This is a genomic window from Crossiella sp. S99.2 (genome assembly GCF_023094165.1).
Taxonomy (GTDB): domain Bacteria; phylum Actinomycetota; class Actinomycetes; order Mycobacteriales; family Pseudonocardiaceae; genus Crossiella.
In genome coordinates this window covers 293,352-307,011 of the sequence record NZ_JALMDK010000001.1, presented here as the reverse complement: position 1 = coordinate 307,011, position 13,660 = coordinate 293,352, and the positions used below count along the sequence as shown (strand labels likewise).

Annotated in this window: 11 protein-coding genes; 3 read left to right on the top strand and 8 right to left on the bottom strand. The window is 72.2% G+C overall.

Annotation, left to right across the window (positions count from 1 at the left end; translation table 11 throughout):
- The first annotated feature begins 35 nt into the window (after positions 1 to 35).
- Both MZC64_RS01420 and MZC64_RS01415 read left to right on the top strand, forming a co-directional pair.
- On the top strand, positions 36 to 1,907 hold the full coding sequence (locus MZC64_RS01420) for a glycoside hydrolase family 15 protein (RefSeq protein WP_247755271.1): 1,872 nt from the start codon (positions 36 to 38) through the stop codon (positions 1,905 to 1,907).
- Positions 1,904 to 2,947, top strand: coding sequence for a glucose 1-dehydrogenase (locus MZC64_RS01415; protein WP_247755270.1), 1,044 nt, complete (start codon positions 1,904 to 1,906; stop codon positions 2,945 to 2,947). Before MZC64_RS01420 ends, MZC64_RS01415 begins: the two co-directional genes overlap by 4 nt.
- A gap of 45 nt (positions 2,948 to 2,992) precedes the next feature.
- Here MZC64_RS01415 and MZC64_RS01410 read toward each other — a convergent pair whose 3' ends face one another.
- The 3 genes from MZC64_RS01410 to MZC64_RS01400 form a co-directional block, all read right to left on the bottom strand.
- Positions 2,993 to 3,703, bottom strand: coding sequence for a serine protease (locus tag MZC64_RS01410; protein WP_247755269.1), 711 nt, complete (start codon positions 3,701 to 3,703; stop codon positions 2,993 to 2,995).
- A 2-nt stretch (positions 3,704 to 3,705) separates the two neighbouring features.
- A complete protein-coding gene (locus MZC64_RS01405; protein WP_247755268.1) occupies positions 3,706 to 4,401 on the bottom strand; it encodes a DUF1986 domain-containing protein in 696 nt (231 codons plus the stop codon).
- 74 nt (positions 4,402 to 4,475) lie between these two features.
- Positions 4,476 to 7,151 (bottom strand): AAA family ATPase, encoded by a 2,676-nt coding sequence (locus MZC64_RS01400; protein WP_247755267.1) that lies wholly within the window; start codon positions 7,149 to 7,151, stop codon positions 4,476 to 4,478.
- A 194-nt stretch (positions 7,152 to 7,345) separates the two neighbouring features.
- On the opposite strand from MZC64_RS01400, the gene MZC64_RS01395 reads away from it, so the two are divergent.
- Positions 7,346 to 8,221 carry a LysR family transcriptional regulator gene (locus tag MZC64_RS01395; protein WP_247755266.1) on the top strand — a complete coding sequence of 292 codons (876 nt, stop codon included), beginning with the start codon at positions 7,346 to 7,348 and terminating at the stop codon, positions 8,219 to 8,221.
- Position 8,222: 1 nt separating this feature from the next.
- On the opposite strand, the gene MZC64_RS01390 is transcribed toward MZC64_RS01395, so the two are convergent.
- The 5 genes from MZC64_RS01390 to MZC64_RS01370 all read right to left on the bottom strand — a co-directional run bounded on the left by MZC64_RS01390 (position 8,223) and on the right by MZC64_RS01370 (position 13,649).
- Positions 8,223 to 9,005 (bottom strand): ESX secretion-associated protein EspG, encoded by a 783-nt coding sequence (locus tag MZC64_RS01390; RefSeq protein ID WP_247755265.1) that lies wholly within the window; start codon positions 9,003 to 9,005, stop codon positions 8,223 to 8,225.
- Positions 9,002 to 10,429, bottom strand: coding sequence for a PPE domain-containing protein (locus MZC64_RS01385; RefSeq protein WP_247755264.1), 1,428 nt, complete (start codon positions 10,427 to 10,429; stop codon positions 9,002 to 9,004). Before MZC64_RS01385 ends, MZC64_RS01390 begins: the two co-directional genes overlap by 4 nt.
- Positions 10,430 to 10,441: 12 nt before the next feature.
- Complete coding sequence (locus tag MZC64_RS01380; protein ID WP_247755263.1) at positions 10,442 to 11,008, bottom strand: DUF3558 domain-containing protein; 567 nt, start codon at positions 11,006 to 11,008, stop codon at positions 10,442 to 10,444.
- Between the two features lie 2 nt (positions 11,009 to 11,010).
- Complete coding sequence (locus MZC64_RS01375; RefSeq protein ID WP_247755262.1) at positions 11,011 to 11,439, bottom strand: hypothetical protein; 429 nt, start codon at positions 11,437 to 11,439, stop codon at positions 11,011 to 11,013.
- A 92-nt stretch (positions 11,440 to 11,531) separates the two neighbouring features.
- Positions 11,532 to 13,649 (bottom strand): bifunctional diguanylate cyclase/phosphodiesterase, encoded by a 2,118-nt coding sequence (locus MZC64_RS01370; protein ID WP_247755261.1) that lies wholly within the window; start codon positions 13,647 to 13,649, stop codon positions 11,532 to 11,534.
- Positions 13,650 to 13,660 lie beyond the last annotated feature (11 nt).

Here is a 13,660-nt window from a genome sequence, read left to right as displayed (position 1 = left end):
GGCACTTGCCGGGTCTGACGCCTAACCTCGGTGGAGTGGCCGATCACGAGCTAGCCATCTCCGGTGGTCCGGGACCGATCGAGGACTACGCCCTGCTGTCCGATCTGCGCACCGCGGCGCTGGTGAGCAAGACCGGGTCGGTCGACTGGCTGTGCCTGCCCCGGTTCGACTCGCCGTCCTGCTTCGCCCGGCTGCTCGGCGACGAGCAGTCCGGGCACTGGCAGATCGCGCCCACCGGGCCGGTGGAGCACACCCACCGGCGCTACCGGGACACCTCGCTGGTGCTGGAGACCGAGTTCCACACCGCCGACGGCACGGTGCGGCTGATCGACTCGATGCCACCGCACGAGAAGAACATGGACGACCAGCCAGCCCTGGTCCGGGTGCTGGAGGGCGTCACCGGCGAGGTCGAGGTGCGGCTGCGCTGGGTGATCCGGTTCGCCTACGGGGACTCGGTGCCCTGGGTGCGCCGGACCGAGGCGCACGGTTCGGAGTGCATCATCGCGGTGGCCGGTCCGCACACCGTGGTGCTGCGCGGGGACCGGCTGCCCTACCGGGTCGCGGGTGAGCGGGCGCACGAGGCGGTGTTCACCATCGCCGCCGGCCAGCGACTGGCCTGGATCATGCAGTGGTCCACCTCCTACGAGGCGGTGGCCGAACCCCTCGATCCGGTGCAGGAAACCCAGGACAGCGAGGACTTCTGGCGGGAGTGGGCGGAGAACATCCGCTACGACGGCCCGCACGCCGACGCGGTGCACCGCTCACTGGCCACGCTGAAGGCGCTGACCTTCGCGCCCACCGGCGGCATGGTCGCCGCGCCGACCACCTCGCTGCCGGAAACCCTTGGCGGGGAACGGAACTGGGACTACCGCTACTGCTGGCTGCGCGATGCCACCTTCACCCTGCTGGCCCTGGACAACTTCGGCTGCTCCGGCGAGGCGGTGGCCTGGCGGAACTGGCTGCTGCGCGCGGTGGCGGGCGATCCGGCCGATGTGCAGATCATGTACGGCATCGACGGCGAACGGCACCTGATCGAATGGGAGGCGGACTGGCTGCCCGGCTACCAGGGCGCCAAACCGGTGCGGATCGGCAACGCCGCCTACCGTCAGCTCCAGCTCGACGTCTACGGCGAGGTCATGGACGCCTTGCACCTGTCCCGCGAACGCGGGCTGGGTGAGACGCCGGAGTCCTGGGCCCTGCAGCGCGGCATGATGCGGCACCTGGAAACGCTGTGGCAGCAACCGGATTCCGGGCTGTGGGAGGTGCGCGGACCGGACCGGCACTTCACCCACTCCCGGGTGATGGTGTGGGTGGCCTTCGACCGGGCGGTGCGCGCGGTGGAACAGCACGACCTGCCGGGACCGGTGGCCCGCTGGCGGGAACTGCGGGACGCGGTGCACGCGGAGGTGCTGGCCAAGGGCTGGAACGCCGAGCTGAACTCCTTCACCCAGTACTACGGCGGCACCGAACTGGACGCGTCCACGCTGCTCATCCCCGCGGTCGGCTTCCTGCCGGGGGACGACGAGCGGGTGGTCGGCACGGTGCGCGCGATCGAGCGCGAGCTGAAAAACGGCGACCTGGTCGACCGGTACAGCACCGACAGCGGAAAGTCCGATGTGGACGGTCTGCACGGGCGCGAGGGCTCGTTCCTGGCCTGCTCGTTCTGGTTCGTGGACGCGCTGGCCCTGTCCGGCAGACGAAATGAGGCGGCTTCCATGTTCGACCGGCTGGTGGCACTGGCCAACGACGTCGGCCTGCTGGCCGAGGAGTACGACGCCGCGCACGGCCGGTTCACCGGCAACTTCCCGCAGGCCTTCAGCCACCTCGCGCTGGTCAACAGCGCCGCGGTGCTCTACGGCGGCCGGACCAGGGACGCCAGGGACCGCACCGACGGGCTCGACGCGTGAAGGCCGTGGTCGGCGTGCCCGGCGACCCCAGCCGGACCGCCCTGCGCGAACTACCCGATCCCGTTGCGGCGCCAGGGGAACTGCTGGTCACCGGGTTGCTGGCCGGGGTCTGCGGCACCGATCGCGAGGTGGTCGAACAGGGCTACGGCGAACTGCCACCGGACCGGGCCGAGATGGTGCTGCTGCACGAGTCGCTGGGCCGGGTGCGCACCGCTCCTGATGGCAGCGGCTTCACCCCCGGAGATCTGGTGGTGGGCCTGGTGCGGCGGCCCGATCCGGAGCCCTGCGGGGCCTGCGCGGACGGGCAGTGGGACTTCTGCCGCAACGGTAAGTACACCGAGTGCGGCATCAAGGCACTGGACGGGTACGGCGCGCAGCTGTGGACGGTCGAGCCGGAGTTCGCGGTGCGACTGGACCCGGCGCTGGGCGAGCTGGGCGTGCTCACCGAGCCGACCTCGGTGGTGGCCAAGGTCTGGGACCAGATCGAGCGGATCGGCCTGCGCGGCTACTTCCGGCCGCGCACCGTGCTGATCACCGGGGCCGGGCCGATCGGCCTGCTGGCCGCACTGCTCGGCGTGCAGCGCGGACTGGACGTGCACGTGGTGGACCGGATGCGCACCGGCCCCAAGCCGGACCTGGTCTTCGGTCTGGGCGCCTGGTACCACGCCGACCTGGCCGAGATCAGCTTCGAGCCGGACCTGGTGATCGAGTGCACCGGCGCGCCCGAGGTGGCCTTCGAGGTGCTGCGCCGCACCTCGCGCAACTCCATCACCGTCCTCACCGGACTGTCCGGTTCGGACGGTGAGCTGCCGCTGCCGGCCGGGCAGATCAACAACAATATGGTGCTGCGCAACGGGGTCGTGGTGGGCAGCGTGAACGGCAACCTGCGGCACTACCGGCGGGCCGCGGCCGCGCTGGCCGACAGCGACCGGGACTGGCTGAACGCGCTGATCACCCGCCGGGTGTCGCTGGCCGACTGGCCGGAAGCGTTGGCGCGCAAGGACGAGGACGTCAAGGTCGTGCTGGACCTGCAGGGCTGAGCGCGGTGCCGCCGGGGCTACCCCAGTCCCGGCGGCACCGGCCTTTCAGCCTCCGGTCTGCTGGGCGATCCAGTCCCGATAGGCGGGCACCGCGGTGTACACCGAGGGCGCGGTGGCACAGGTGGTGCTGGTGCTGCCCGCGCGGCTCGCCGCGCCGACGAGCTGCCAGACCCCGCCGATCGAGCGCAGTTGTGGGCCGCCGGAGTCGCCGTAGCAGGCGCCGGAGTTCCCGCCAGGGTTGTTCACACACAACTCTGACTTGTCGATGCCGAGGCAGCGCCGGGCCTCGACCACGGTGGTGTCCAGCTGCTGCAACACCTTCGGCGTGCCACCGCAGCCGGGCCGGGCGCAGGTCTGGCCCCAGCCGAGCAGCCGGGTCGCGCTGCCGACCGGGACGTCCGCGGCGATCGGGATCGGGCGCTGGCTGACCGCGCGGTCGAGCTGGACGACCGCGATGTCGTAGTAGGCGGTCGGGCCCCAGCGCGGGTGCGCGATGATCCGGCGCACCCCGGTCAGGGTGCCGCCGCTGCCCGCGTCCCGGCTGCCGATGCGCACCTTCACCTGACCCGGCTGCTCGTCCTTGACGCAGTGCGCCGCGGTGACCAGCCAGTCCGGTTTGATCAGCGAGGCGCCGCAGAAGTGCGCGCCATAGCTGGTCTGCAGGCTGGCCATGAACGGGTAGTCCTGGTCCGCCGGGGTGCCGCCGACCAGGAACGGGATGATCGCGGCGGCGCTGAGCAGCTTGGTCAGCACCACCCTCACACCCCGGAGACCTGGCGGATCCAGTCCCGCACCGCGGGCACGCTGCTGTACTGCTGGGTGCTGCGGCCGTCCGCGGTGGAGGCCACGCCCACCTGGAGCCCGTTGAACACCTGCGGTCCGCCGGAGTCGCCGGACCAGGCGTTGCCGGTGATCCGGCTGGTGCACAACGCCTGACCGCCGTAGTAGTCCCGGCAGATCGAGGTGAGCCGGACGTCAGCCACCTTGAGCTGGGTGGCCGGCGGCGCGCTCTGGCTGGTCATGCCCCAGCCGTAGATCTGGTTGGTGCTGCCGGTGGCCGGGTTGGCATCGGCGAGTTTGCTGTACTCGCTGGTCTGCACCGGCGCGGCCAGCCGCAGCAGGGACTGGTCGGCGCGGGCGTGCGAGGTGTAACTGGCCACCGTGGCCAGGGTGCCCTGGGCGCGATAGACGTTGCCGACCCGGACGGTCAGGCCGCTGCCCACGCAGTGCTTGGCGGTGAGCACCCAGGTCGGGGCGATGATCGTGCCGGAGCAGGTGAAGGAGCCGTTGCGGTACACCGCGGCCGCCCACGGCGCCGAGGTGACGAACTTGCCGCCGATGATGAACGGGTCCGCGCTGGCCCCGGCCGGAGCAGCCAGCGGCACGAGTGCGGTGGCGGCCAGGGCAGTGGCGGTCAGAACGGAGGCGATCGGGAGCAGGCGGAGCAGACGCATGGGCACTCCTAGGCATTGCAGGGGACCCTGACGCTAGGAAGCCGTTGCCTGGGCACGAAACGGGGAAATCCCGGTCACCGCACCGGCTCGGCTGCGGGGTCCGGAAGGCGGAGCGCCAGTTCGGTCCGGGAGCGGACGGCGAGTTTGCGGTAGATCCTGGTCAGCGCGCCCTCCACGGTCTTGCCGCTGACGTTGAGCCGGGCGGCCACCTCCCGGTTGGTGGCCCCGCCCGCGACCAGCCGGGCGATCCGGTGCTCCAGCCCGGTCAGCGCGCCGCACGGTACCTGCTCCTGGTCCTCGCCCAGCACCGCCAGCGCCCTGGCCGCCCACGGCGTCGCACCCGCGCCGGCGAAGGTGCGGTGCGCCAGCCGCAAGGTCTCCCGGGCCGCTGCCCGGCGCCGGCGGCGGCGGGCAGCGATGCCCAGCCACAGCAGGCTGCGCCCGTACTGCACGGGCTGGCCGAGCGCGGCCTGTTCGGCACAGGCGGATTCCAGTGCCCGCACCGCCTGATCGGTCTGCTGGGCCAGCAGCAACCGGATACCGTCGGCCCGCGCCAGGGTCGCCAGCACCCCCCGGCGGCCGAGTCGCTGCGCTTGTTCGGCGGCGGCCGCGAGCACCTCGGTGGCCTCGGCCTGCGCACCGGTGGCCACCAGCGCCTCGGCCAGATCGGCCCGCAGCCCGAACACCGCCGGATCGACTACGGCCAGCTCGGTTTCCAGAACACCCGCGCGGCGCAACGGTTCCAGCGCCGCGGCCGGATCACCGGCGGCCAGTCCGGCCAGGCCGAGCGCGTGCAGGTTGCGCAGCACGAACGCCTGGTCGCCGTCGGCTTCGGCGGTGGCCAGGCCGGCCGCGGCCAGCTCGGCGGCGCGGGCCGGATCGCCGCCGACCGCCTCGGCCAGCGCGGCGGCGTAGCGGGCCGGGCCGAGGTCGGTGCCGGTGGATTCGGCCTGGCGCAAGGCTTCCCCGGCCCGCTGCCGGGCCTGCCCGCACCGGCCGGCGGCCAGCAGCACCTCGGTGGCGCTCCAGCTCATCGCGACCAGCTCACCCAGCTCGCCGCGTTCCTCGGCCAGCTCGAACAGGTTCGCCAGCTCGGTCTGGGCCGCGGGCAGCCGGTCGGCGAACAGGTGCAGCCGGGCCGCGGTCCAGCCGACCCCGCCGTGCAGCGCCACCGGTTCGGCCACCGGCACCGCGGCCGCGGCGGCCAGGGTGTCCTCGGCGGCCGGATCCCCCAGGGCCACCTGGCACAGCGCCAGCGAACAGCGGGCGTTGACCTCGGTGAGCTGATCACCGGCGGTGTGCGCGAGCTGGGCGGCCCTGGCCAGTCCGGCCGCGGCCGCGGGGAAATCACCGCCGATGGCCGCGTGCACGGCGTGCCGCAGCCGGACCGGGGCCTCCAGCGCGGGTTCGCCGCGGGATTCGGCCAGTGCCCGGCGGAAGATCCGCTCGGCGGTGGCCCTGGTGTGCCGGGCCGCGTCCACCAGCGCCAGGCAGGCGGTGACCCGCTGTTTCCGGGTGCTGTGCGGGCAGGTCAGCACCGCGGCGGCCAGCGTGCGGGCCAGTTCGTGCGCGCCCGCGGTGACCGCGTCGGTGGCCGCGGCCAGCCGCCGGGCCACCGCGGCCTTGGGCTGCCCCACCGGCGTGCGATCGGCGGCCAGCGCACCCAGCTCGGCCGCGGCGGCGGGCAGTCCGCGCTGCCGGGCCGAGCCGGCGGCCGCGGCCAGGGTGCGGGCCAGGTCCTCGGCCGGTGCGGGCCGGGCCCTGGCCAGCTGCCGGGCCTGCTCCACCGGGTCCGAGCTGACCGCGGCCAGCTCCTCGTGCGCCTGCCGGAGCTGCGCCGGATCCGCCTCCGCCACAACCAGATCGGCCAGCAGCGGCAGCCGGAAGGACAGCGCGCCGTCCACCGCCCGGTCCAGCACACCGGCCCGCAACGCGGTGTCCACTGTCGACTCCGGCTCGGCCAGCCCGCAGGCGTACAGCAGGCTCACGGTGACCCGCCCGGCCAGCGCGATGCGCAGCAGCACCGCTCGGTCGAGCCGGTCGAGCCGTTGGCGGAGCAGGGTTTTCGCCACCTCGGTGAGCCCGCCGCCGGACCGGCTCAGCTCCAGGACCAGCCGGGGATGCCCACCAGCGGCCTGGTGCAGCGCGGCCGGATCTCCTTGTCCACGCAACAGATCCGTGGTCTCGGCCAGGGTCAGCGGCGGCAGCTCCAGCACGGTGGCCGGGCTCAGCCAGGTGGCCAGCGGACTCGCCCCCGGCGCGACCAGCTCGGCCGCGGCGAACCTGGCCGCCGGGCCGGTCCGGCGGGCGGCGAAGGCGAGCAGGTCGACACTGTCCGAATCGGCCCACTGCACATCGTCGAGCACCAGCAGCACCGGTGCCTCCGCGCCCAGGACCCGCAGCAGGGCGAGGAATCCCAGCCGCAGCGCGAGCCGGTCCAGGGTGCCGGGGTGGTCCCGGCGCACCGCCTGGCGCAGGGCGGCGCGCTGGGGTTCGGCCAGCAGTCGCCAGGGCTGCGGCGGCAACTCGTCGAGCAGGTCGGCCAGGGTGGTCCAGGGCACCGCGGCATCGGCCGGTCCGGGCGCGGCGCGCAGGATCCGGCCCCGCTGGGCCGTTCGGGTCACCAGCTCGGCCAGCACGGTGGTCCGGCCATAGCCCGCAGGGCCGTGCACCAGCACCGGCCCGGCGGTCAGCCCGGCCACCGCGCACCGCAGGATCTCCGCTCGCCCCGGCACGACCAGCTCCTTCATCACCCAGCAGTCCACAATGGACAGTCGCTACCCGATCGAGCGATCGACCGACCGGGTTGCCGACGCAAGAATCGTTGCGCCCATTGGGTATTCGCGACTCCGCCAAGTGAGGGAAGAACCTGGTAACGATCGCCGAACGGGCTAGTCACAACCGATCGGAGCCGCTCTAATGGCGCGGAGTTATGGACGTGCATATGCGGGACCTTCGATACTTCGTCGCGGTGGCCGAGGAACTGAGCTTCAGCGCGGCCGCCGAGCGGCTGCACGTTTCCCAGCCCGCGCTGAGCAAACAGATCCGGCTGCTGGAACGCAGTCTGCGCTCGGCGCTGCTGCGCCGGGACCGGCGCAGCGTGGCGCTCACCGCGGCCGGGGTCGCCCTGCTGCCCAGGGCGCAGCGACTACTCGCCGACTGGGGCGCCGCACTCGGCGAGGTCGGCCGGGCCGCAGCCGGGGAGCGGATGGTGTTGCAGATCGGCGTGCACAGCAACCTGGCGCCCGGCCTGTTCGAGCGGATCTCCGACCGCTTCGCCGAGCTGCTGCCCGGCTGGCGGATCGGCGTGCACCGCAGCGACTGGGACGATTCCTCGGCCGGACTGCGCGACGGCCAGGTCGACCTGGCACTGGTCTGGCTGCCCGTGGCCGACCAGGACCGCTACGCCTACCGGGTGCTGCTGGCCGAACCTCGCTGGGTGGCCCTGCCGGCCGACCACCCGCTGACCGCGGAGGCCGAGGTGGCCTTCACCGACCTGCTCACCGAACCGTTCGTGGCCCTGCCCGAGGCAGCAGGCCCGCAACGCGAGTTCTGGCTGGCCGCCGACGCCCGCCGGGACCGCCCGGCCACGGTGACCGCGGTGGCGAACAACCTGGCCGAGGTCTTCGCCGCGGTGGCCGCGGGCACCGGCATCGCCCTGGTGGCCAGCAGCACCAGCGAGTCCAACACCGGGGAGGACGTGGTGTTCCGCCCGGTGCCCGGCATCCGGCCGGGCCGGCTGGCCGCGCTGTGGCGGCTGGGCGAGCAGCGCGGCGCGGTGAACGCCTTCGTGCGCGCCTGCCGGGAGGCCACCGAGTAACTCAGCCGGTGCGGGCCGCGGAGATCAGTTCCTGCACCCGGTGCGCGATCCGCTGGTTGTCCGCCGCGCTGATGGACAGCCGTCCGCGCTCGCTGACCAGCAGGTACCGCCCGTCCTCGCTGTCGAACCAGGACACCACGGTGGGATCGCGTTCCATGTGCGTGGTGTAGCGCTCGGCCAGGCTGACCGAGAACTGCCCGCCCTGGTGCCGGTGCCTGCTCAGGAAGTCCAGCGTGTACGCCTCGTTGCGGCTCATCCCGGCGGCGACCAGCTGATCAACGCTGTCCCCGAACGGATCCAGCTTCTCCGGCCCGCTGGCCCGTTGCAGCCCGGCCAGCGGCGCGGACACCGGCGCCTGCCGCCCGGCCTGTCCCGGCGGCAGCGCGCTGACGATCGCCTCGGCCAGCCCGGTGTCCCGCACTTCCTGCAGGTGCACGGATTCGTCCTCGGTCTGCACCGCCAGCACCGCGCTCTCGCCCCGCGACACCGCGACCGCCAGCACCGGGGAGTCGGTGTACTGGATCAGCTCCACTGCCAGCGAATGCCGGGCGAGCAGCCCGAGCTGGTCCTCCAGCACCGGATCCAGCTCCCAGCGCGGCCCGCGTTCCCTGGCCAGCCGCCGCTGCCGCAGCCCTTCCAGCACCTGTAGCCGCAGCGCGGACCGTTCCTCCATGGTCACGCCGTGGCTGCGCAGCTTGAGCGGGTACGGCGCCCGCTCCAGCCCCAGTTCCTGCCAGGCGAAGTCCAGCTCCGTCGCGGTGAGCGTGGTCAGCACGCTGGTCATTCCCCGATCACCGGAGGCGCCACCCGCTGCCCGTCACCCCACACGTCCTCGGTCTCCTGGAGGTAGTCGGCCCGCTTGTGCTCCTTGTCCTCTTCCTTGCGACCCGCACCGGCGCCCATCGGCCCGCCGCCCATGCCCCCGGCGCCCGGTCCACCCCTGGCTCCGGCCGCACCGGCCCCGGCCACCGCGCCACCCAGCCCGGCGCCCGCGGCCCCACCCGGCCCGAAACTGCCCTTGCCAGCCCCGGTTCCGGTGCCCGGTGTGCCCCCGGCACCCCCGGTGAGCGCACCGAGAATGCCCCCGGGCGCGATGCCACCGGGCGGCTTGCCACCCGGCCCCGTCCCGGTCGGCAGGTTCGGCGGCACCGGCACCCGCCCGGACGGTTTGGTCGGATCGCCCGGCTTCGGCGGCGGCAACGGCCGGTCCGGCAGCTTGTTCTTGTCGGGCAACTTGTTCTTGTCCGGCACCGGCGGCGGCGGAAACGGCGGCGGCACCGGCGGCTTCGGCACCGGCGGCTTGCCCTTGGGCGGCGGTGGCACCGGCGGCGGCAACGGCCGCACCGGCACCGGAATCGGCGTGATCACCGGCGGCGGCACCGGCGGCACCACCCGCGGCGGCTGGATCACCCGCGGCGGATCCGGCGGCCAGTTCGGCGGCGGGTTCGGCGGCCAGGGCGGCGTCGGCTTGGGCGGCCACGGCTCCCCGGGAATCCCACCGATCGGCGGCGGCGGCGAGAACACCGGTGTGGTGGCATCCACCTGCCGCGAACTCGCCTCGTTGTTCTGCATCACCCGGATCGCGTTCTGATGCGCGTTGTCCGCTTCCTGGCGCTTGGCCGGGATGTCCTGCACCGCGGACTTGACCAGCCCGAGCAGCCCACCGGACTTGAACGCGTCCCGCATCATCTGGTTCTCGTCGAACTTCACCGGCTCGGGCATCCGGTTCTTGCTGTCCTCGGCGATCAGCCCGAGGTCGTTGGTCCGGTTCCCCATGTACTGACTGGTCTGCGCGGCATCGCCACCCCACTTGGCCAGCTTGAGCGTGGCCTCCCGCGCCGCATCGCCACCGAGGCCACTCCACCCGTGCTCGGTGGCCTTGATCAGCTTGTCCATCTCCTCAGAGGACTTCGCCATCTCATTGCCGAGCTTGGTCCACTGCTCGGCGACCGAGTAGACCTGACCAGGGTCGTTGTTGTTGGAGATCTGGTCATACATGGCCTGGTGCTCGACTCCGGCCCAGTTCCCGGTCTGGGTGAGCGCCCGGTCGGTGCCCATCTTCAGGCCCTCGCGCAGCTCGCGTTCCTGCGTGGCGACCGCGTCCCGGTCGTCCTCGGTCCCCATCACCGCCCGCCCGAAGGTCCCCTGGTCTGCCGGGTTGACCTTGGACTCGACCTGGCGGTAGTCACCGTTCTGCGGCTGGGTCATGACATCCCCCTGCTACTTCTTCGGCATTCTGGGCAGCACGAAGCCGACCATCTTCTCGGTGATCGAGCACACCGCTTCGGGCGTGTTCGCCTGGCGCAGGCTGGTCTGCACGAACACCACCTCGGTCTTGTTGACCTCGATGTTCACCGTGCACAGCGTGCCGTCGGCGTTGGGGTAGTAGTTGACCCGCCTGCCATCCACGGTGAGCTTGCGGATCCCGGCCTCATCGGTGTTCGGCGGGGTGCGCAGCTGGTCGATGCCGAACACCGGGTCGATGGTGACGTTGCCGGTCACCGGCGACGGCTTGGAGACATCGCGGAACTGGCACTGACGCTTCTTACCGAAGTCCTCCGGCTGGCCTGCCAGCAGACCGAGCGAAGCGGCCTCAGCGTTGGTCAGCAACGCGCAGGGCAGGACCGCGGACAGCGAAGCACCCGGACCGTCACCGGTCGAGGCGCTTGAGGTGGCCGCGCCGCTGGTCGCGGGGGTCGGCGTGCCCGCGATCGAGCCGCCCGAACAGCCACCGAGGAAGACAGCGGCAGCCAGCGCGCCACCAACAACGATCTTGCTACGACTCACGTCTACTTCCCGTGCTTTCCGAGGTCGGCGGCGCTACCGGTGTCCGCGCCCGTGGTCGCCCGGATCGCCTCATCCAGGACGACCTGGGCCTTCTGCAGTTCATCGATGTACAGGTTGACCTGGGTGGCGAAGGAGAAGTCCGTGCCGCTGGCACGCTTGCTCATCTTGTCCGCCATCTGCTGGCCCACCCAGTGGTTGCCAAGCGGCAACGCCTGCTCAAGTTGTGATGCGGTTTCCTGCCACTTCAGGGCCCGCGATTCCTGCTCCGTGAGGGCCTTCTTCAGCTGCGCTCCTGCTGCCGGGTCGAGCTTGACCCGGCCCGCGCGGACGTCCTCGCGCAGCTGATTCATGCCCTCGACCGACTTGTTCAGGCTGGTCAGGGCCGACATCGCCATGGCGGGGCCTGGTTGGGCGCTCTTCGGGTCGGTCACTGTGTTTCCCCTCCGTCACGCAGTGCGCGTCCACGGTCACCGTACCAACGACGCAGCACACCCACGGGTGGTTCCGTGAGCTGGGGAAGTGTCTAGAGCAGGCCGTCGATGCTGGCCGGGGGTCCTGGCTTGGCGAAGAGCCAGCCCTGGCCGGAGTCGCAGCCGATGGCGCGCAGGCGTTCGGCCTGGGTGGTGGTTTCCACGCCTTCGGCGGTGACGGTCAGGCCGAGGGCGTGCGCCAGGGAGACCAGGGTGGCCACGATCTGCTGGTCGACCTCGTCGCCGGCCGCGGCGGCGCGCAGGCCCTCCACGAACGAGCCCGCGATCTTGAGTTCGTGCACGGGCAGGTGGCGGAGGTAGGCCAGGTTGGAGTAGCCGGTGCCGAAGTCGTCGATGGCGATGCGCACGCCCATGTCCGACAGCGCGCACAGGGCGTCCAGCGGCTCGGCCGCGTTGCCCATGATGGCGCTCTCGGTCAGCTCCAGCTGGAGCTTGCCAGGGGGCAGGCCGGACTCGGCCAGGATCCGGGCCACGTCGCCGACCAGGCCGGCGTCGCGGAGCTGGCGGACGGCCAGGTTCACGCTGACGAAGGGGGCGGCCGCGCCGAACTCGTCGATCCAGCTGCGGGCCTGGCGGCAGGCCTGTTCCAGCACCCAGCGGCCGAGCGAGACGATCAGGCCGGTCTCCTCGGCCAGTTCGATGAACCGGTCGGGGCCGAGCCTGCCGAACTCCGGGTGCTGCCAGCGGACCAGCGCCTCCACCCCGACCACCGCGGTGTCGGTGAGCCGGACCAGCGGCTGGTAGTCCACGTAGAACTCGCCGCGCTCCAGCGCCGCGGGCATGGTCGCGGACAGGGTGAAGCGGGCCACCTCGCGGGCGTTGCGCTCGGAGTCGAACAGCGCCCAGCGGCTCTTGCCGTCGGCCTTGGCCCAGTACAGCGTGATGTCGGCGTCGCGCATCAGGTCGGCGGGGCAGGCCACGCTGGTCGGCCGCTCCACGATGCCGATGCTGGCCGAGATGGACAGCTCGTGCCCGGCCACCTTGATCGGTTCGACCAGCGCGTCCAGCACCTGCTCGGCGACCGCGATGACCTCGTCGTCGCCGGTGGTGCCGTCGAGCAGGATGACGAACTCGTCCCCGCCCATCCGGGCCACCAGCCTGCCGGGGCCGGACACGCAGTCGTCCAGCCGCCGGGCCACCGCGACCAGCAGCTGATCGCCGATGTCGTGGCCGAGGCTGTCGTTGATCACCTTGAAGCCATCGAGGTCGAGGTAACAGAGGCCGATCCGGGCCTGCGGCTCCTTGCGGGCGAAGGCGTTGGCCAGCTCGTCCAGGAACAGCGCCCGGTTGGACAGCCCGGTCAGCGGATCGTGCAGGGCCTGGTGCACCAGCCGGGTCTGCAGCAGGTGCCGGTCGGTGACGTCCTCGATCATGGCCACCACGTACCGCGGCGCGCCCTGCTCGTCCCTGATCAGCGAGACGGTGATGTGCGTCCAGATCTCCTGGCCGTCCCGCCTGGTCAGCCGGGAGTCCAGCCGGACATGGTCGCGGGCGCCGGAGGCCACCGAGGCGCACAGGTCGCGCAGGTCCGCCCGGTCCTGCGGGTAGAGCACGTCGTGCCCCTTGCGCTGGCACAGCTCTTCAAGGGAGTAGTCCAGCATGTGCTGCAGGGAGGCGTTGGCGTCCAGGAAGCGGCCGTTGGTGTCCAGGATGCCGATGCCGATCGCGGCCTCGGTGAACACCGCGCGGAAGCGGGCCTCGCTGGCCCGGCGGGCGTGCTCGGCGGCGTCCCTGGCGTCCAGCACCGCCTGGCGGATCGCCTCCTGCTCGTCCAGGGTCCGCTCGCGCAGCGCCTGGGCGTAGCCGGCGGCCAGCGCGCCCTGCAACGCGGCGATCCGGGCCTGCAGCCGCTCGTCCGGCTCCACCCGCAGCTCGCCGAGGAACTCATCGCCCAGCAGCGCGACGGTCCGGCTCAGCGTCTCGATTCCGGTGAAATGCGCCTGGACGAGCTGGAATCCGATCTCCCGTGCCGGAGTGGCCCGGAACGGATCGGCGAACAGCGCCTGCACCAGGCGCTCGGTGTGCGCGAGCAGCAGCTGCTCCGTCTCGGCAAGGCCAAGGGAGACGTAGCTGGTACCGGCGATGGCGCGGACCCAGCTTCGGGCGAATCGCGCACAGGCCTGGTGGGTTCGGTCGGCGCCGTCAGTCACCAGCAGCCTTC